Raw genomic sequence first — 18,468 nt, forward strand, 5'->3', positions numbered from 1 at the left:
GGGTGCGAACAGCTTCTTGTTTAGATCGACCCTAGGAAGGCTTGGCCAAGACTCCCAGAAGATTCTGCTCTACAGAATTTACTGCTCCGCATCGGCCGGGTTGGCTGCGATGTCGATCTCCAACTGCCGGCAGGTTTCGCGCAGGGCGGCGACCAATCCGGCGTCGAACACTTTCCGGAACCGCGTGGCAGGCGTGGCGACGCTCAAAGCTCCCACCGCTCTTCCTTGCCGGTTGTGGACGGCGATGCCCAGGGCGCTGACGCCTTCCTCGGTGCCTTCAAAATTAGCTGCGAATCCTCTGTTCCTGGTGGTCTCCAACTCGCGGAGGAACGCTGGAAATTCGCTGTCGGGGACGGTGTCGCCGCTGATCTCAGCGTTGTGGCTCCGGAAGAGTTGCTCAATCATGGGCGACTCGAGCTCGGCTAGCATCGCCTTGCCGCCTGACGTCTTGTTGGCTGGCATCACCGTGCCTTGGCGATCCCCGATCCGCAAAACGTTGCCGCCCTCCACTGTGGCAAGGAAACGGACCTTGGTGCCGACGCGGACCATCAGGTTGACCGTCTCATCAAGCCGCGATGACAGCAGTTCCATATGGGGTTGCGCGAGGTCCCGCAGCAGCCGGGTCCAGCTAAGTCCGGCCGGCCCCACGCCCATTGCCGGGCCCGGTACATAGCGGCGGCTCTCATCCTGCACGGCGAAGCCCCGGTAAACGAGCATCGCCAGGAGCCGGTGAGCCGTTGACGGTGCCACCCCAAGCTCTGCCGCTGCGTCCTTGAGGCGCAGCGCGCCACCGTCCCGGAGCAATTGAAGGAGCTGCAGGGCGTTGTCTACGGCCTCGATGGAATACGTGGGCCGCTTCTGCAGCGGCCTCCGACTGACCTGGGATCCCGGTTTGTTCTGCACAACAGAATTGTATGGCCCTTCGCTTGTGGTTCACCTGAGAGTGATGGGATGAATCACACACTTCCCGCTGCAGAGTCGCGGCGGTCATCATCCGGAACGGTCGCCGCCGATGTTCCCACTACTCACGGCGACCCGCGCTTCTCCAAGGGCTCGGCACTTGCCGTCCTGGTGTGCTGGCTGCTGGTGGTCTTCGACGGCTACGACCTCATTGTCTACGGCACGGTGCAGTCCTCCCTGATTTCCGACACTGGGTGGGGGCTGAGCAAGGCTACCGCCGGGACCATTGGCTCCATGGCGTTCCTGGGCATGATGATCGGTGCAATCTTCGCCGGTCGTATGGCCGACTCCTGGGGGCGTCGCAAGACCATTCTCGGATGCGCGATCGTCTTCTCGATCTTCACCATCCTCTGCGCCTTTGCACCCAATGCGGCCGTGTTTGGTGCTCTGCGACTGCTCGCCGGCATCGGGCTCGGGGGCTTGGTGCCGTCCGCCAACGCATTGGTGGCCGAGCTGGTTCCCGCCAAGTGGCGCTCCACTATTGCCACACTGATGATGTCCGGGGTCCCGATCGGCGGCTCAATCGCCGCGCTCGTTGGCATCCCCCTTATTCCCGCGTTCGGTTGGCAGGCCATGTTCCTTGTGGCCGTGCTGGCACTCGTGATCGTGGTGCCGCTGGGCTTGAAGTACATTCCGGAGACACTGGCCCGCCTCGGATCCGCAAGCAAAGTGTCCAAGAACTCCGCCGGTTTCGGCACCCTGCTCCGCGCACCCTACCTGGGCGTCAGCATGCTATTCGCGTTGGCCACCATCGCTACGCTCTTCGCCTGGTATGGCTTGGGCACGTGGCTGCCCAACCTGATGCAGCTGGCCGGCTACAACCTGGGATCGGCGCTGACGTTCGCACTAGCCCTGAACCTCGGTGCCGTCGCCGGATCGGTCCTCACAGCGTGGGCCGGCACGCGCTTCGGTCCGATTCCGACGGCGATAGCGGCAGCCGCCGTGGCCGCCGTCGGACTTGCTGTCCTGCTGGTCAGCCCACCTGTCAGCGTTGTCTATCTTGCTCTGGTCCTCGCCGGCGTCGGAACCCACGGCACGCAGTGCCTCATCATCGCCGCAGTCGCCAGTCACTACCCCGACCATTTGCGGGGGACCGCACTCGGCTGGGCGCTCGGTACCGGCCGCATCGGCGCCGTCGTTGCGCCGCAGGTGGGAGGCCTCCTCCTGGCCGCCGGGCTGGGCGTCAACTCCAACTTCCTGGCGTTCGCCGGTGCCGCCGCCATCGCAGCGGTCCTGTTGGCCGCCGTCGGACTCAAGATCAAATCCACCAACTCCCAAGGAGCAAACAATGCCTGAGTACACCACGTCCACTGATGTCCTGGTTGTGGGAGGGGGCATGGCCGGCCTTGCAGGTGCCCTGGCCCTCCGCGAAAACGGCGCCAACGTCACGCTGGTAGAGCGGGCGCCCGAGTTCGGCGAGGTAGGCGCCGGCCTGCAGATGGCACCGAATGCCTCCCGTGTCCTGAAGCGCTGGGGCCTGCTGGAAAGGGCGCTGGAGATCGGCGTGCAGCCCAAGCACTTGGTCTTTCGTGACGCGGTCACCGGCGAGGAGCTCACCCGGCAGTCCCTGAGAGGCGAGTTCGAGGAACGCTACGGCGCCCCGTACGTGGTCATTCACCGCAGTGACCTCCACCGCGTCCTGCTCGAAGGATGTGAAGCTGCCGGGGTGAAGCTGATCAACGACGTCATGGTGGACAGTGTGGAAACCGTGAACGGCCGCGGCGTAGTGCACACAGAAGCTGGTGTGGATTATGAAGCGGACGTGGTGATCGGAGCCGACGGGCTGAAGTCCACGCTTCGTCCATTGGTGGCTTCTGACGAGCCTGTTTCCTCGGCCTACGTTGCCTACCGCGGAACCGTGCCCATTACCTCGGAGACTCCGGCGACCGACCTTGAGGACGTGGTGGTTTACCTTGGCCCGGATTGCCACTTGGTGCAGTACCCGCTGCGTAAGGGCGAGTTGCTGAATACCGTGGCTGTTTTCAAATCGCCATCCTTTGAACGCGGGGAAGAGCAATACGGCGGAGTGGACGAGCTCCAGGCCGCCTACAAGGACTGCATCCCGGCTGTGCAGGCGGCACTCGCGAACCTCGGCACCGGCATCCGCTGGCCCATGTACGATCGCGACCCGATCGAAAACTGGGTCGCCGGCCGCATGGTCCTCATGGGCGATGCCGCCCACCCCATGCTCCAGTACCTCGCGCAGGGCGCCTGCCAAGCACTCGAAGACGCCGCCGTGCTTCAGGACGTCACCGTAGGTACCGTCTTTTCCGCCGAGGGCACCAACCCTGCGGCGTGGGATGAGGCTATTGCCGCGTTCAACTCCGCTCGCGCCGCTCGTACCGCACGAGTCCAGCGTTCCGCCCGCGTGTGGGGCGAGTCATGGCACGTTTCCGGCCTGGCCCGGACCCTGCGCAATCTGCTCTTCAAGAGCCGGACGGACAACGACTTCCAGTACAACGACTGGTTGTATGGCCAGGCCGGTGAGGGCTTGCCGGCACAGGAAGCGCCGCGGGTCGCCAGCCAACTGCCTGCCTGACGCTGTTCTCAGGCGGGTTCATAGCTCAGCTTGACGACTAACGGCCTGTAACGGGTCGGGCACGGCAGGTGACCGGGGGGCTGAAGGCGGCATCGATAGATCGATCCTGGCGCCGCTGACAAGGATTGTTGGTGCGATTCGTTCGAGATGCGATCGCGTCTGGGATAAGAGGTCGATGGTGCCGCCGCTAAGCACCCATTGCAGCTGGAGGCCGTCTGCCACGGCGACGCATTCGCGGGCTAGCTGTTCGTAGTCCACGTCTGCCCTCAGGGTTCCTGCGTCGACGCCCTCCTGAAAACCATTACGGAGAGCCGCGATGACCCTCTCATACCGCGCAACGAAAAGGGCGTGGGCTGGGGTTGTGGGATCTGCCGCCGCGGAGGAGATCAGGGCGAAGAGCTCAATGAGCCCTGGTCTGGAAAGGAGCATCTCGGCCAGATGGAGCATTTTCCTCAGGGGGCGGGTGCCGTCCGTAATTGCGCAGTCGTCAGTCGCCCAGTCGCTGAGGATGTCAAAGCGTCGTTCCGCTGCGGCAACCAGCAGGTGCTCCTTTGATGGGAAGTAGTGGGACAGGCCGGGGCCGGTCAGTCCCACATCGGCCGCGATCCGAGCCATCGACGTGCGGGAGTAGCCCACCTCTTCAAAGTGAGCGATGGCGGCGTCGAGAATCTGGGCTTTGCGCGCCACGCCAACGGAGTAACTGCCGCGGGTACGTTGTCGTGTCATGGGCCTAGGTTACGCGGATCAGAACGGACCCGCGGTCTAAATCCTTGCACCAAAGGTTTTTATTTTTGAAAACCTTGTATCAAAGGTTTTTGTCGACTACGTTCGTTACGGCCATAGAGATCTCAGCAAAGGAGCGGTCGTGCCAGGGTGCTACAACCTCAGAGTCGAATACGCCGAACGACCCCATGCGGTAGCCGTCCCCCGGCCGCGTTTCAGCTGGTTGATCGGGGCGGCCCAGCAGGCCTACGAGATTGAGGTATTGGCCAAGGACGGGAACGTTCTGTGGCGGTCCGGTCGCGTCACCGGTGCGAAGTCCTCGCTCGTTGAGTACGAGGGCTCAGACCTGACGTCGAATACTCTCTACGTTTGGCGTGTCCGTGCTTGGACCGATGTGAGAGGCGACGGGCCCGCCGATTGGGTGGAGAGCGAATTCACAACAGCTTTGCTCGATGCGTCCCAGTGGCGTGCGCCGTGGGTCCGTCCCGCGCAGTCTCCGACGCAGATTGAACGATGGTCGTTGATGGACTGGATCACCGGCAGAGGACCCGCGGAGCCGCTATCGGACAGGCTCCGACCCGTTCAATTGATCACCGAAGGGATCAGCCTCGCCGCGGGTGTTACCAGGGCCCGTCTGTATGCCGCGGCGCAGGGGATCTACCAGATCGAGATTAATGGGGTCGCGGTAGGTGATGAGGTCCTTGCCCCTGGTTTCGACAGCTATCAGCACAGAATTTCCGTGCAGTGTTACGACGTCACGGATCTCCTCGCTGAAGGCCGGAACGTGCTGGGCATCGCCTTGGCGGATGGTTGGTGGGCCGGCCGAATTGGGCTGACCGGCTCCAGCGCGCAGTTCGGTTCCGAAACCAGCGTTACCTGGCAGCTGCACCTGGATTTTAAGGATGGATCCACGAAGAAGGTCCTAGCCTCTGACAACGCAGTTAGCGCACCGGGCCCGTGGGAGTACTCGGACCTGTTCATTGGCGAGAAGTTCGATCGTCGCCGGTTGCAGGAGGGGTGGAGCGCGCCCGGGTTCGACACCGCTGGGTGGGCCCCGGTCTCCACGGCCGAGACGGACCCGGCAGTGCTCGTTCCTTTCACCGGGGAACCGGTCCGCCGCGTCGCCACACTGCCGGCGCTGCACATCAAGAGGGATGCAGAAGACGGATGGATCGTGGACTTCGGCCAAGTCATCGCCGGGCGGATCGCCATTTGCTTCGATCCCCTTGAGGCCGGCCAGGAAATCACGATTGAGCATACGGAGACGCTCGGCGCGGACGGGGCCTGGTTCCAGAACATTGACGGTATCAATAAGCAGCAGACCGACGTCTACGTCGCGGCCGGCCTGGCGGAAGGAGAATCGTTTGAGCCTTCCTTCACGTTCCACGGTTTCCGATTCATCCGGATCAGGGGACTGGCCGACGCGCCGAGCCCTCGGGATCTGACGGCGATCGTCCTGTCCAGCGACCTTGAGGTGACAGGATCCTTCACCTCGAGCGATGACCGCCTGAATCGACTCCATGAGAACGTGTTCTGGAGCCAGCGGGCGAACTTTCTTAGCGTGCCGACCGACTGTCCCCAACGCGAGCGGGCTGGCTGGACGGGGGATTTGCAGGTGTTCGCACCCGCTTCGACGAACAACGCCCAAGTAGTTCCGTTCATCAGCCGCTGGCTGGCGAATCTTCGTGCTGATCAGCTCGAGGATGGGCAGGTCCCTATCGTGTCACCCCGTTCACCCTTCGATGCGGAGGCGAACGCCGCGGCCACTGATGTTTTTGGCAAAATGGTTGTCTCCGCCGGGTGGAGCGACGCAATTGCCTTCGTCCCGTGGGCGCTCCATGAGCGCACGGGTGACACGCGGGTACTTGCAGAGAACTACGAGGCGATCCTCCGCTGGGTTGAGTATCAGCGCATCGCAGCGCACACTGAGCTGCCGGTGGCACTCCAGGGCGTTGTGATGGACCATGACCAACGTGAACGACAGGCCTTGCTCTACAACAGTGGTGACCACTTCGGCGACTGGCTCACTCCGAGCACCCTGGAGGGACGCCCTTTCCACGAGGGTGTTGGCATCGCTCCGGCGCTGACCGGCGAGATCCTTGCTCCGATGTTTCAGGCCCAAACGCTCACCATCGCCGCTGGAATCGCGGAGGTCCTTGATCGTCCAACGGAAGCGGTGCAGCTGGCGGAACGAGCTGCCGCTGTTCGAGCCGCCTTCGCGCAGGAGTACGTCTCGGACGACGGACACTTGCCGGTGGAACTCCAAGGCCCCTATGTGATCGCGCTCGCGTTCCGCATGATTCCAGAACACGTACGCGTTCAGACGGCCGCGGAACTGGCCCGTCTTGTGGAGGCTCGGGGGCGCCGTCTGGACACCGGGTTCCTCTCCACCCCCTACCTGCTCGACGTTCTGTGGGACGCAGGCTATCGCGAAATTGCACGGGACCTTCTCTGGCAACCAGCGATGCCGTCTTGGCTATATCAGGTGGACCGTGGAGCCACCACGGTTTGGGAGTCGTGGGACGCCGTCGATCCGGAGGGAAACCCGCGTGCTGTTTCGCTGAACCACTACGCGAACGGCAGCGTCGACGATTGGCTCTACCGGCGCATCGCGGGAATCCAGGCGACCGCACCTGGCTACGACAGTGTCCTCATCGCACCGGACACGGGCTGCGGTCTCTCGCACGCCGCCGCAACGATCGGCACACCACACGGCCCGCTATCCGTGCGTTGGACCCGCGCAGCCGAGTTTATAGACATCGACGTCGAGATCCCCTTCGGAATCGATGCTCACTTGGAAATCGGGTCGGAACGCACACGGCTCCGCCCGGGGCCCAGCACTCATCGCACAGCAAGGCATGCACACCACTAGCGTTCCACCGGCTGAAGAAGCGGACCGAAATGCTCCAGTCACCGGCTCCCTTTTATGTTGCCGTGAACGTCCGGGTGACGCGTGGGTACTCGGAGGAGTCTGAGCAGAGCAGGAGGTCTGCCCTGAGGCCGGGCACCAGTTGTCCCCGATCGTGGAGGCCTGTGGCGGCGGCCGGCGCAGCGGTGATCATGCCGATGGCCGCGGAAAGTGTGGCGTGGCCGAGCCTGGCCAGTTCGAAGGCTGCCGGCAGCAGGCTCGAGGGCAGGTAGTCGGATGCCAGGATGTGCAGGACGCCGTGTTGTGCCAACTCTGCGGCAGAAACATTTCCTGAGTGGGATCCGCCCAGCAGGATATTGGGTGCCCCGGCTACGTTGGCGACGCCCCGTGCGGCCGCATGCCGGGCCGCCAGGACTGTGGTGGGGAACTCGGCGATGGTGGCGTGCCGGGCGATGAGGTCATCGATTTCGTCAGGAGATGTGGGGTCGTGCCCCATGAGCTTGATGGACCCGTCCGCGGCCAGGCTGCTCAGCCACCCCAGGGTCTGCTCCCGAAGGGGAATTTGCTCATCCCTTTCGGCCACCAGCAGGTCAACGTGATACTTGGCGCTGGCCGGCGTCATCTGTTGGGCATCCTGCAGCCACCGTTCCATGACCGAGCGATCCTTGTACTGGCCTTGTCCTGGCGTGTGATCCTCATAGGACACCAGCGGGGTACCGGGTTGACCGGCGAGCTGTTCGCGGAAGAGGTCAATGCCTCCGGGGCACCGAACGTCCAGCCGGTGCAGGACCCGATGGTCCATTCTCGGTTCGGGGTAGGTCTGTAAAGCGTGCTGTATTTCCGGTGCCTGCGGGGACTTGATGGGAATGCCTACGGCTGACTTCAGCTGGAAGGACATGGCGTGGAAGGCGGTGGTGACCCCTGCCGCGAGCAAGTTGCTCTCGGCGGCGTGGAGCGCCAGAGGAACGGGAACGACGGCGCCGGGCCGGGGGCGGTATTCCCTCGCAAGGGCGTCGCTGTGGACGTCCACCAGGCCGGGCAGGCAGAGCAGTCCGCGTCCATCGACGTCGGCCCGTGTTCCGTTGCGGTGCGGGCCGATGTCTTCGATGACGCCGCCGGATACCCTGATCAGCTGGTCCTCGAGGATGCCCTCGGGTGTGACGGCGCGGACATGTCCTAGCGTGTAGCTGTTCAGCATTGGCCCAGTTCCGTCACTACATCGAAGACGTCCGGCCTGAGGTAGCTCTCCACATATTCCAGTTTTTTCCCGGACTCCGAGCAGGAGATCAGGCCGCGCAGAAGGATCTGCGGCGGCCTTCCTCTGAGTCCGAGGGTCTCGGAAATTTCGTTGGGGGGCGATGAGAGGCGGCTTTGGCTCCATTGGCGGTGCGGGAAGTAGCCGTAGTGCCGGCGAAGGACGCCATCCAACGATCCATCGACGGAAAGGACGGCGGCCAGGCGGGGGACAGCGGCGGAAGGAAGCACTGAGATGGCCGTACTGACGGGCATGTCGTCGATGTACCGGACCCGCTCCAAAACCGTGACTTTGGAACCTGCCTCCAACCCCAGGATGTCGCGTTCCTCAGGGCTTGCCTGCCGTATCACCGGTTTGGAGTTTATGGTCCGGGGGTCCGCGCCAGCGGCTCGAACTGTCTGTGTAAAGGACGGGGCCAGATCGCGGCTGATCCGGTACTCAAACCGCTGGGTACGGAACGTGCCGCTTCCCTTCACTTTGCGGATAAGCCAGCGTCGCTCCAGTTCGTCCAATGCGGCTCGGATCGTTTGCCTGTTGACCCCGAAGATGTTGCCAAGATCGTGCTCCGACGGCAGGGCACGATTCGCCGGAACATCGGAGAATTGCTCCATGATCTGTTCGGACAACTTTAGGTAGATAGGTTCGGACTGCATGGGCCAATCATAGCCTGCTTGCACGCAAAGTTCGTTGAAAAATAAGGGATTAATGACTGATGAACAATCGGCAAACGGTCCAGAATCTGTCTATACAGATTAATTTTTAAGGGCATGCTGGATGCAGCTGCACTGCGCATGGCTAAACATCCCAGGACCAAACATTCAGGAGTCCCAACAATGATCAAACTTGTGTGCCTCGATATGGCCGGAACAACAGTCCAGGACGGCGGCGTCGTCAAGGAATCCTTCCTTTCCGCGGTCACCGACATGGGCCTCGCAACTGGCTCGCCGGCAGCGCGCGATGCTGTGCAGTACGCCTTGGACACCATGGGACAGAGCAAGATCGATGTCTTCATGGAGATCTTCGGCGGCGACTCAGAGGCTGCCGGGAAAGCCAACAGCATGTTTGAGGCAGCCTACGAACGGAACATCGCCTCCCTGGGAGTTCATGCGATCTCCGGTGCCGCCCAAACCATCAGCCGTCTGAGGGATGCCGGGGTAAAGGTTGTCCTCACCACCGGATTCTCGCCTGTCACCCGGGACCGCCTGATCACCTCCCTCGGATGGGAAGAACTGGTGGATGACGCACTTTCCCCCGCCGATGCGGGCAGGGGACGCCCGGCACCGGACATGATCCTGACAGCGATGCTGCGTTTCGGGATCGACGACGTCCGCGAGATCGCAGTGGCGGGCGACACCACCAGCGACCTGCTGGCCGGAACGCGCTCTGGAGCATCGATAGTGGCCGGTGTGCTTACCGGCGCCCACACCAGGGAAGACCTCCAGACTGCGCCCCACACCCACATTCTCAATTCCGTCACAGAACTGCCCGGCGTCCTGCTTTCCTAGGCCGGGCCCCCTCACCAACCACCAGAACAGGATTCCCCATGAACTTCAAAGCCCTCACCGCCTCAGTAGTTGGCTTGGCGAGCGTGGTGCTCCTCTCCGGATGCGCCTCAGCCAGCGAACCGCAACCGTCAAGCGGGTTCCCATCGGAGATCGTCATCGGTGCGATCCCGAATGAGAACTCCACCGACCTCACCGGAACCTACGAGCCCTTGATCAAGATGATCGAGGCCGAAACCGGCTCCAAGGTCAAGCTCCAACAGGCCAGCGACTACGCCGGAATTGTTGAAGGAATGATTGCGGACCGTGTGGACATAGCCTTCCTCGGCCCGTTCTCCTACGTGATAGCAACAGCCAACAAGGCGGACATCCAGCCGCTTGGCGCCCTGACCAAAGCCAAGGACACCCCTGCCGGTTATTATTCGCTGGGGATCACCCAGGGCAGCAATGACGCAGTGTCCGGAATCGAGGACTTCGCGGGCAAGGACACCTGCTTCGTTGATCCGGGCTCAACCTCCGGCTTCCTCTACCCCTCGGCCGGGCTGATCAGTTCGGGTGTGGCCTCCAGTGGTAAGGAAGCCGACATCAGCAAAGCGCTCAAACCGATCTACGCAGGCAGCCACGACGCCTCAGCTTTGTCCGTCAAGAGCGGGCAGTGCGAGGTGGGCTTTGCCATGCAGTCCATGGTGGAGGACACCCTCCCCGGCAAGGGGGAACTGCAGGCCGGGGAGCTCAAATCAGTCTGGAAATCCGAGATGATTCCCGGCTCTGTCTTCGCGGTTCGCAACAAGCTCGGGGATGACGCTGTAGCCAAGCTGACAGCTCTCTTCACGGAGAAAGCCAACGCCGACTACTTCGAGTCCCAGGGATACTGCACCGGCAAGGAATGCCTGATTACCGGCGAACATGCCTGGGGTGTTGTGAAGGCCGGCGATGCCGATTACGACGGCATCCGTAACGTCTGCCTCACCACCAAATCCGAAAAGTGCGAGCCGTGACCATGACCCAGGCTGCAGCAACCGCGGGCTCGGACGCTCAACCCGGACCAGCCATCCGCGTCCGGGAGCTCCGCAAGGACTTCGGACCGGTCACTGCACTTCAGGGAATCGACCTGGAGGTAGCCCCCGGTGAACTCACTGTCCTGCTGGGACTTTCCGGCTCGGGCAAATCGACCCTCCTTAGATGCTTGAATGGGCTGAATCCCATCACCGCCGGCGAGGCCACGGTCCTGGGCCAACCGGTCCATGGGATGACCAGCCGCGAGATGCGCAAGCTCCGCTCCAGAATTGGCTTTATCTTCCAGCACTTCAACCTGGTGGGCAGATTGACGTGCTTGGAGAACGTATTGATCGGAGCGTCCGGCCGGATACCAGGACCACGTTATGGAATCCTCAGCTACTCCCGCGCCCAGCGGCGTGAGGCGCTGACACATCTTTCGCGGGTGGGGTTGGGACAGCATGCCTTCCAACGAGCGGATTCCCTGTCCGGAGGGCAGCAACAGCGCGTGGCCATTGCCAGGGCACTCATGCAAAAACCCGAACTGATCCTGGCTGATGAACCAGTAGCGTCGCTGGACCCCGAGAACGCCGCAAACGTCATGGACCTGCTGTTCCAGATCTGCCTTGAGAACAAGATCACCGTCCTGTGCACGCTTCATCAAGTGGACCTGGCAATGCACTGGGCCCACAGAATCGTGGGACTTCGTGACGGCGAAAAAGTCCTCGACTCCACCACCGCCACCCTGTCCCGCGAAGACGTCCTTAACGTATACCGGCAACTCCAGCCGGAGGCAGCCCCGGACGGAACCACTGCATGAAAACCGCAATAAAATCCGCGGCGGAACCAGCTCCAATCCCCGGCAACCAGGCGAGAGCGTCCACCAATGACGCCCTACGACCACCGTTCAGCAGGGAAAAGGCTGTTCTCTGGGTCGCTTTGGCTGCAATCGCCGGCCTGACGGTCCTTAGCGCCCGCCAGATCGACGTCGACCTCCGCGCGCTGGGTGGCGGATTCGACGACGTCGCCAACCTCCTGGCACGGATGCTTCCCCCCGAACTGGACGATCCCCCACGAGTGGGTGAGCTTCTGGTCGAAACACTGATGATGGCACTGCTGGGGACAGTCCTGGCCACGTTCATTTCCATTCCACTGGCCTTCCTTGCGGCATCGAACACCACCCCGCACCCGGCTGTCCACCACGCGGCCCGCATGATCATCACCATGTGCAGGGCGATACCTGACCTCGTGTTCGCAGTGCTGTTTGTGCGGGCCTTGGGGATCGGCGTACTGCCCGGCATCCTGGCCCTGGGACTGCACTCGGTAGGGATGATGGCCAAGCTGTTCGCGGATGCCATTGAGCAGATCGATGAAGGGCCCAGGGAAGCAGTACGGGCCACCGGCGCCGGACGGCTTGCCGAGTTGGTCAGCGCGGTGCTGCCCCAGGTCACGCCGGCGTGGATCGGCACCTTCATCTACCGGGTGGACATCAACCTCCGGACCTCAGTAGTCCTTGGCTTCGTGGGCGCAGGAGGCATCGGCTTCGCCCTGCAGGACGCCCTACGCGGTCTGATGTACCAGAGCGCCATGGGCATCATCCTGATCATCCTGCTCATCATCGCTGCCATGGAGTACCTTGCCAGTGGCTTGCGGCGGACGCTCCTCGATCCAGCATCCGATGGAGCCGCCCTGCCCGCGATGCCCGGCCCCTCCCTTCGGCCACCCTGGACCAAGGGGCGAACGATTCGTGGCCTGTGCGCAGCGGCGACCGTCACCGCCGTCGTGGTTTCCGTCATTTACCTGAACATCGACCCCTTGGCGCCCATCAAGCAATTCCCGGACCTTGTTTCCGTGTTTGGGAGGCTGATGCCGCCATCGGTGGAGGGTGTACAGAACGCCTTGCTGAAAGCGGTGGGAGAGACCCTGGCCATCGGTCTCGTGGCGACAGCAGCCGGAGCGGCGGCGGCCATCCCTGTTGGGATCCTGGCCGCCCGGAATGTCTCGCCATCCGTCTACACGTACCACTCGGCCAGAGCCGTCATCCTGGCCGTTCGGGCCATCCCCGAGCTCATTCTGGCCGTGATTTTCGTTGCTGCCATCGGACTTGGACCCATGGCCGGCGCCATGGCATTAGGGGTGGGAACCATCGGATTCCTCGGCAAGCTCGTGGCCGATTCGGTGGAAGAAATCCCCGGCGGGCCGCTGGAGGCGGTCCGTGCGGCTGGAGGGAGTTGGTGGGACGTGCTGTTCGCTGCCGTCATCCCGCAAACACTGCCGCAACTCACAGGCCACTGGCTATACATGCTGGACGTAAACATTCGCACATCAACGGTTCTGGGGATTGTTGGCGCCGGCGGCATCGGCTTCCTCCTCATGGAGTCCGTCCGCACACTCAACTTCGACATCGCCGGCAGCATCATCCTGATCATCTTCTTCATCGTCTTCGCGATCGAAAGGCTCTCTGCATGGATACGCAGACTCTTCCGCTGACAGCGTCCGCCCAGGTCTGGACCGGTGGAAGCGAGTTCCGCAACCTCAGGGTGGACCTGCCCACCCTGGCCCATGGCGAGGCGCTGGCAACCATTGATCTCGCTACCATTTGCGGCTCAGACATCCACACGATTTCGGGCCGACGTCCCGGACCCCATCCCGGCATTCTTGGGCACGAGGCCGTTGGCAGGATCACCAGTATTGGCATTGGCGGGGTGAAGGACTTCCGTGGACGGGAACTCCAGCCAGGTGACAGGGTGATCTGGAGCGTTACTGTCTCCTGTGGTCAGTGCGCCAGATGCCGGGCAGGCGTCACAGCGAAATGCGTTGAGCTGCTCAAGACCGGCCATGAACCGCTCGACGGCGTTTGGGGCCTGTCAGGCGGCTACTCGTCCCACATCCATCTTCGCCGCGGCATCACCATGGTGTCGGTCCCGGAGACGGTGAGCGACGCAGCGGCAGCACCCGTCGCCTGCGCCACCGCAACGGTGATGGCAGTGATGGAAGCCGCCGGTGTCCTGGCTGGCAAACGCGTCCTCATCAGTGGTGCAGGAATGCTGGGAATCGTTGCCTGCGCTGTCGCCCAGCACCGAGGAGCATCAGCCGTGCATGTCCGGGACATCAATCCGGAACGGCTCGCGCTGGCCCGGGAGTTCGGAGCGACCGACGCAGCCGCACCCAACGAGGACCGCCCGGGCCTTGCCGTGGACATCGCCGTGGACCTGTCCGGCGCGACACAAGCAGTGGAGTCAGCCTTCGCATCCCTGGACATCAAAGGACGCATGGTCCTCGCTGGGTCAGTCTCACCCGGACCGGCCGTGCTGCTGGACCCCGAACGCATGGTCCGATCCTTGCTGACCGTCACCGGCGTCCACAACTACGAACCCAAACATCTTCAAGAGGCCATGGATTTCGTCCATGAAACACGGGACACCTACCAGTGGGACGTGCTGGTGGAGGAACCCTGCGCCCTCGCAGAACTCCCGTTCCTCATGCAGCCGCCCACCGGGCGATCACTCAGGAAATCTGTAACCCCCAACGTTGGAACAATAAGGAGAACATCATGACCACCCACACATCAGTTGGACGACGCGGCTTCCTTGGCGGAGGCCTCGCCACGGCCGGGTTGACCATCGCTGCGACCGTCCCGGCGTCGATCCCGGCGCACGCCGCTGGTGGTGCGCCGATCCGCGCGGCAGTGCTGGAGTTCAACGATCCCTGGACCAAAGCAACCGGCCTGGGTGAGCTGTTGCGGCGGGCCGGGGCAACCGTGATCACTCTCGATCCCAGCCTGCCCGCCACATCGCAAGGCGTCGATGTCATTGCCTTCGGCACCTTCACCAACAACGCGCCCACCTACCTTGACTATGTAGCAGCGCAGTCGGCATCCCTGCGGGACTTCGTCGCAGCCGGTGGCGTGGTGCTGGACATGGCCCAGTCCGACCAATACTCACCCAAAGCCACATACCTGCCCGGGCCACTGAGCGCTACCCGCGCGGACCCGGACCACGACGCCATCTATGCGATGGCCCCGGAACACCCGCTCGTCTCGGCGCTGAGGACGGGGATCGACGGCAGGGTCCTGAGTGATCGGGCTTCGACGATCCGTGTCAGCTGGGAGACGTTGGTGGACTGGGAGTCCATGCGGGTGCTGCTCTCCTGCGCCCCCGGGGGTAACCCGAAGCCTCCCGCGCTCCTGGAGGGCGCGCACGGAAAGGGCAGATTCCTGGTCACCAGCCTGACCATCGACAAGTGCTTCAACGCCGCAGGTACAGCCATCCAGCCTGCCGCCGCCGTCGGAGACAGCGAAGCGTTCTTTGCTGCGCTGACCAAATACGTCTCCTCCGTCAAGGCAGGGACCGCTCCGGCTGTGGTGCCCACGCCCAAGCCCAAGGACCCGGCCGCCGGACCGATGGTGGGTCACACCACGGATCGGACCACGCGCATCTGGCTTCGCCCCGGCCGGGACCACCACGCCATTCCACGGTGGGAATGCACGGTCCGTAACCAGAAGGGCAAGGAAGAACGGGTCCAGGCTACCCTCACCAGTGCGAACGATTACAGCCTGATCTTCGAAGTGGACAAGTTGCACCCCGGAACGCGGTACACGTTCACGATCGTTCCCGTCACCGGCGATCCGGAGTTCACCCCACTGATTGGTGCTTTCACCACTGCCCCGTCCGATAACTCCAAGGCCAAGGTGGTCATGGGCGTCGGTTCCTGTGCCCCGTCAGGCTCGGACGCCGTCTGGGACCGCATCCTGGCTGAGGGTTGCGACAGCTTTGTTTTCATGGGGGATACCCCGTACATCGACTCCGTAGACCTGCAGTTCGCCCGGCAACGTCACCGCGAGTTCCTCCAGGTTCCCGAGCTGGCACGGATGGTCCGCTCCATTCCGACCTGGGGCACGTGGGACGATCACGACTTTGCGTTCAACGCCAGCCTGGGAGATGTGAAGGGCAAGGTCAACACCCGGACGGCATTCGTCGACTACCGTGCCAACGCCAGCTACGGTCACACAAGTGCTGGCGAACAGCAAACCAGGCGCGACGCCGGCGAAGGCGTCTACACGTCCTTCCGGCGCGGACCCGTGGAAGTGTTCCTCCTGGACCCCCGGTGGTTCAGCCGGACCGAGGCAAGCTGGGCCGACGTCGGACAGCCAACATGCCTGGGTGCGACGCAGTGGCAGTGGTTCCAGAAGGCCCTGCGTTCCAGTGACGCCACGTTCAAGCTGGTTGTCAGCGGAATGATCTGGGATGACAAACAGAACGCGGAATCTGACGACTGGGGTACCTTCCCTCACGAACGCGAGGCGATGTTCGACTTCATCAAGGACGAAGAGATTCCCGGCGTCGTCCTTCTCAGCGGCGATATCCACGTATCCCGTGCCTTGAACTACGGGCCCCGCGTCGGATACGACCTCTGGCAATGGATCGTCAGTCCACTGCACGACCGCACCATCGCGAGCCTCAACGTGCCGCATCCCGCGCTGGTGCACAGCGCGGTTGAACCGAATGTCTTCGCCCGGATCGAGGCTGACACCACTGTGAAGCCCGCAACTCTGAAAGCCACGTGGATCAACCGTGACGGCGAACGGATCTTCGAGGTCGCCACCACCTCCACGCAGCTCGGGCACCGCCACTAGCGGTCTGGGGGCGGGCAGTGGAACTAGCTGCTGTCCGTCCCCGGCCGCTGCGGCCTTGCTCGTGTGGCTAGGGGTCGAGCACGAGGTCCAGTTCTTTGTTCAGGATCCGGGCGAGATGCTGGACTTCGTCTTTTAGTAGCTGGAATGGCATCCCGGTACTTGGCGCGAAGGGTTTGACAACAACGGTCTTGGCGCGCACGCGCCACGTTGCTATGGCACGGCCCGCTGAGATGACCAGTGGGTAGCCATTGGACGCCTTGGCCCGTTGGGTGGTGGGGATGAGGCGATTGTCTGCAGTGCCGGGGCCGAAGAACCAAGGGTCGAATGCTGGCAGGAGCCTGAGGTGTTCTGTCGAGCGAGCGGTGAGGATGGAGTCCACGTCTGCTGTTAGCGCCAGTGAGTCCACGCCATCGACATCGATCGTTGTGATCTCTGAACCGAGGTCCTGGATCCAGGACAGAAGTCGCCGTTTGGGCACGCCGAGCCCTTGGGTGAGCCAGTAGGTAAGACTTTCGAAAGTGGCGGGCGCGTAGGAGTGCAGGTAGGCGCGAATGGACCTTCTGCCGGCTTCATCGACGGCGGCGTCGGTAGGCTCGTCCCGCTGGTGCCAGGCGCGTTGGAATGTCGCTTCCGTGCCGTGTGGTGGGCCGAAGCAAATGTCGCCCCACCAGTGCAGTGGTTTGTACAGGCTGTCAGCACCCGCTCCCAAAGCCGCCGGCGCGAGGTGGCGTAAGCCGGGGATCCTGTGGAGGCTTTCGCTGATCTGTGAGCGAGTCATTGGCCCGCCGTCGAGGATTCCGCGTAGTGCCTCTCGTAACGGCTGCCAATCGCTGATCGTGAAGCCGCCTTGTTCCTGCCACCGCTTTGTTTCCCATATCCGGGTCACGGTTCGTGTCATCAGCAGATCGGTGGCGGTAGAAGGGGTGAAGATGTAGGAACCGCCGCGGAATGCGTAGCTTCTTACCAAGGTCCTGGACTCCAGCGCCTGGTTCAAGGCATCGAGCTTTGGGTCGCGATGCCGTAAGGCGACGGTCAGGTCTGCCGCTTCCGCGGGCCAGGCCCGCGTTGCGACCACGCGTTCCACCACATCAGTGACCGATGCGGCACCTTCACCAATAAGTGCGTGCCTGCCGAGCCTCCACTCGAGTGCGTCCACGAGATGAATTCTCCTGCTGGTATTGGCAGTAGTTGGTTTCATGCGCTTCGTGTCTCCTCAAGTGAGCACTACCGTACAGCAGCCTCATGAGAGACCGCCGGGGTGGCCGAGGAGTATGCCGGTGGGACGCTCCCCGCTACATCGGGCCGGCACCATCACTCAGCAGTATGCCCGGGTTGTGCACACGTACGTACTCGGCGATTTGCGGTGCAATCCCGGTGAAGGTTTCGGGGCTGACGGGAAGCGTGAGATTGAGGTGCGCGTTGCGACCGTCGGTGAGTTCGACAAGGATCCTTCGGGTGCCGTCACGCATCCCCAGTCGCAGGCCTGCCGTTCGGTCGAGACCCTTCTTGGTCACGAGACCGAGTTGGTGACCGCTATCGAGATTTGCGAGGCCGCTGGATCGTCGCGCCTGCGGCGCCCGGCCCTCAAGTCGGATCGACCGGATGTCACCCCAAGCGATGGGGTCGTCGCTGTTACCGGCTCCACGGCTGCCGACCAGCACGAGTCCGGTGATCCCCACAGAATCAATGGACAGCAGCGGAGCGGTTTGTCGCGACCACCGGATGATACGTGTGAGAACCTCGGCGCAGCTCACAAGCGACGCGAGCGCCACGAGAATGAAAAAGATGCCAAACGCGACGCCGATAAAAATGCCTGCAGCCTCCATCTGAAGGAAGCTGGCCACGATCATCCAGACACCCAACGCGGCGAGTCCGATCATGATCAGAGTGGCTGCGCCGAAGCCGATCAACTGCCGAGTTGCTCGCCCGGGGTCATACCGGACCGTCAGCGCTGGCGGCGTCCCGGGTGGACGGGCGTTGGTGGACATC

Annotated in this window: 15 protein-coding genes; 9 read left to right on the forward strand and 6 right to left on the reverse strand. The window is 62.9% G+C overall.

From position 1 onward, the window contains the following. Nucleotides 1–78: 78 nt before the first annotated feature. Nucleotides 79–903, reverse strand: a complete 825-nt coding sequence (locus CQ020_RS07960; protein WP_105691350.1) for an IclR family transcriptional regulator — start codon at nucleotides 901–903, stop codon at nucleotides 79–81. Nucleotides 904–951: 48 nt separating this feature from the next. Between CQ020_RS07960 and CQ020_RS07965 the strand changes: the two genes are divergently transcribed. Further along, nucleotides 952–2,256, forward strand: a complete 1,305-nt coding sequence (locus CQ020_RS07965) for an aromatic acid/H+ symport family MFS transporter (RefSeq protein WP_105691351.1) — start codon at nucleotides 952–954, stop codon at nucleotides 2,254–2,256. Next, the gene (locus CQ020_RS07970; RefSeq protein WP_105691352.1) at nucleotides 2,249–3,499 is read left to right on the forward strand and encodes an FAD-dependent oxidoreductase; all 1,251 of its coding nucleotides are present in this window, start codon (nucleotides 2,249–2,251) and stop codon (nucleotides 3,497–3,499) included. Before CQ020_RS07965 ends, CQ020_RS07970 begins: the two co-directional genes overlap by 8 nt. A gap of 18 nt (nucleotides 3,500–3,517) precedes the next feature. Here CQ020_RS07970 and CQ020_RS07975 read toward each other — a convergent pair whose 3' ends face one another. Then, entirely contained in the window at nucleotides 3,518–4,225 is a 708-nt protein-coding gene (locus CQ020_RS07975; protein ID WP_105691353.1) for a TetR/AcrR family transcriptional regulator, read from the reverse strand. 139 nt (nucleotides 4,226–4,364) lie between these two features. Between CQ020_RS07975 and CQ020_RS07980 the strand changes: the two genes are divergently transcribed. Next, a complete protein-coding gene (locus tag CQ020_RS07980) occupies nucleotides 4,365–7,094 on the forward strand; it encodes an alpha-L-rhamnosidase (RefSeq protein WP_105691354.1) in 2,730 nt (909 codons plus the stop codon). 52 nt (nucleotides 7,095–7,146) lie between these two features. Here CQ020_RS07980 and CQ020_RS07985 read toward each other — a convergent pair whose 3' ends face one another. Both CQ020_RS07985 and CQ020_RS07990 read right to left on the reverse strand, forming a co-directional pair. Further along, on the reverse strand, nucleotides 7,147–8,289 hold the full coding sequence (locus tag CQ020_RS07985; protein WP_105691355.1) for an alpha-D-ribose 1-methylphosphonate 5-triphosphate diphosphatase: 1,143 nt from the start codon (nucleotides 8,287–8,289) through the stop codon (nucleotides 7,147–7,149). Then, nucleotides 8,283–8,999 carry a GntR family transcriptional regulator gene (locus CQ020_RS07990; RefSeq protein ID WP_105691356.1) on the reverse strand — a complete coding sequence of 239 codons (717 nt, stop codon included), beginning with the start codon at nucleotides 8,997–8,999 and terminating at the stop codon, nucleotides 8,283–8,285. Before CQ020_RS07990 ends, CQ020_RS07985 begins: the two co-directional genes overlap by 7 nt. 180 nt (nucleotides 9,000–9,179) lie before the next feature. Between CQ020_RS07990 and CQ020_RS07995 the strand changes: the two genes are divergently transcribed. From CQ020_RS07995 to CQ020_RS08020, 6 genes are read left to right on the forward strand one after another with little or no spacing between them, the layout of a single operon-like run. Then, nucleotides 9,180–9,851 (forward strand): phosphonatase-like hydrolase, encoded by a 672-nt coding sequence (locus tag CQ020_RS07995; protein ID WP_105691357.1) that lies wholly within the window; start codon nucleotides 9,180–9,182, stop codon nucleotides 9,849–9,851. A 38-nt stretch (nucleotides 9,852–9,889) separates the two neighbouring features. After that, complete coding sequence (locus tag CQ020_RS08000) at nucleotides 9,890–10,846, forward strand: phosphate/phosphite/phosphonate ABC transporter substrate-binding protein (RefSeq protein ID WP_105691358.1); 957 nt, start codon at nucleotides 9,890–9,892, stop codon at nucleotides 10,844–10,846. A gap of 2 nt (nucleotides 10,847–10,848) precedes the next feature. Further along, nucleotides 10,849–11,664 (forward strand): phosphonate ABC transporter ATP-binding protein, encoded by an 816-nt coding sequence (gene phnC, locus CQ020_RS08005; protein ID WP_105691489.1) that lies wholly within the window; start codon nucleotides 10,849–10,851, stop codon nucleotides 11,662–11,664. After that, nucleotides 11,661–13,334 (forward strand): phosphonate ABC transporter, permease protein PhnE, encoded by a 1,674-nt coding sequence (gene phnE, locus CQ020_RS08010; RefSeq protein ID WP_105691359.1) that lies wholly within the window; start codon nucleotides 11,661–11,663, stop codon nucleotides 13,332–13,334. The genes phnC and phnE overlap by 4 nt, the downstream gene beginning before the upstream one ends. After that, nucleotides 13,310–14,401 (forward strand): zinc-binding dehydrogenase, encoded by a 1,092-nt coding sequence (locus CQ020_RS08015; protein WP_105691360.1) that lies wholly within the window; start codon nucleotides 13,310–13,312, stop codon nucleotides 14,399–14,401. The genes phnE and CQ020_RS08015 overlap by 25 nt, the downstream gene beginning before the upstream one ends. Next, a complete protein-coding gene (locus CQ020_RS08020; RefSeq protein ID WP_105691361.1) occupies nucleotides 14,398–16,479 on the forward strand; it encodes an alkaline phosphatase in 2,082 nt (693 codons plus the stop codon). The genes CQ020_RS08015 and CQ020_RS08020 overlap by 4 nt, the downstream gene beginning before the upstream one ends. Before the next feature lie 67 nt (nucleotides 16,480–16,546). On the opposite strand, the gene CQ020_RS08025 is transcribed toward CQ020_RS08020, so the two are convergent. Then, nucleotides 16,547–17,677, reverse strand: coding sequence for a DNA glycosylase AlkZ-like family protein (locus CQ020_RS08025; RefSeq protein WP_105691362.1), 1,131 nt, complete (start codon nucleotides 17,675–17,677; stop codon nucleotides 16,547–16,549). Between the two features lie 94 nt (nucleotides 17,678–17,771). Next, nucleotides 17,772–18,467: a hypothetical protein gene (locus CQ020_RS08030; protein WP_105691363.1), complete on the reverse strand. Its 696-nt coding sequence runs from the start codon at nucleotides 18,465–18,467 to the stop codon at nucleotides 17,772–17,774. Between the last annotated feature and the right edge of the window lies 1 nt (nucleotide 18,468).

This window comes from Arthrobacter sp. MYb23, from assembly GCF_002979775.1.
Lineage (GTDB): Bacteria > Actinomycetota > Actinomycetes > Actinomycetales > Micrococcaceae > Arthrobacter.

Coding starts and splice junctions, on each gene's coding strand:
- CQ020_RS07995 (WP_105691357.1), top strand. CDS start 9,180: ATGATCAAACTTGTGTGCCTCGATATGGCCGGAACAACAGTCCAGGAC.
- CQ020_RS08030 (WP_105691363.1), bottom strand. CDS start 18,467: ATGTCCACCAACGCCCGTCCACCCGGGACGCCGCCAGCGCTGACGGTC.
- CQ020_RS07990 (WP_105691356.1), bottom strand. CDS start 8,999: ATGCAGTCCGAACCTATCTACCTAAAGTTGTCCGAACAGATCATGGAG.
- CQ020_RS07970 (WP_105691352.1), top strand. CDS start 2,249: ATGCCTGAGTACACCACGTCCACTGATGTCCTGGTTGTGGGAGGGGGC.
- CQ020_RS07975 (WP_105691353.1), bottom strand. CDS start 4,225: ATGACACGACAACGTACCCGCGGCAGTTACTCCGTTGGCGTGGCGCGC.
- CQ020_RS08025 (WP_105691362.1), bottom strand. CDS start 17,677: ATGAAACCAACTACTGCCAATACCAGCAGGAGAATTCATCTCGTGGAC.
- phnC (WP_105691489.1), top strand. CDS start 10,849: ATGACCCAGGCTGCAGCAACCGCGGGCTCGGACGCTCAACCCGGACCA.
- CQ020_RS07965 (WP_105691351.1), top strand. CDS start 952: ATGAATCACACACTTCCCGCTGCAGAGTCGCGGCGGTCATCATCCGGA.
- CQ020_RS08015 (WP_105691360.1), top strand. CDS start 13,310: ATGGATACGCAGACTCTTCCGCTGACAGCGTCCGCCCAGGTCTGGACC.
- CQ020_RS07985 (WP_105691355.1), bottom strand. CDS start 8,289: ATGCTGAACAGCTACACGCTAGGACATGTCCGCGCCGTCACACCCGAG.
- phnE (WP_105691359.1), top strand. CDS start 11,661: ATGAAAACCGCAATAAAATCCGCGGCGGAACCAGCTCCAATCCCCGGC.
- CQ020_RS08000 (WP_105691358.1), top strand. CDS start 9,890: ATGAACTTCAAAGCCCTCACCGCCTCAGTAGTTGGCTTGGCGAGCGTG.
- CQ020_RS08020 (WP_105691361.1), top strand. CDS start 14,398: ATGACCACCCACACATCAGTTGGACGACGCGGCTTCCTTGGCGGAGGC.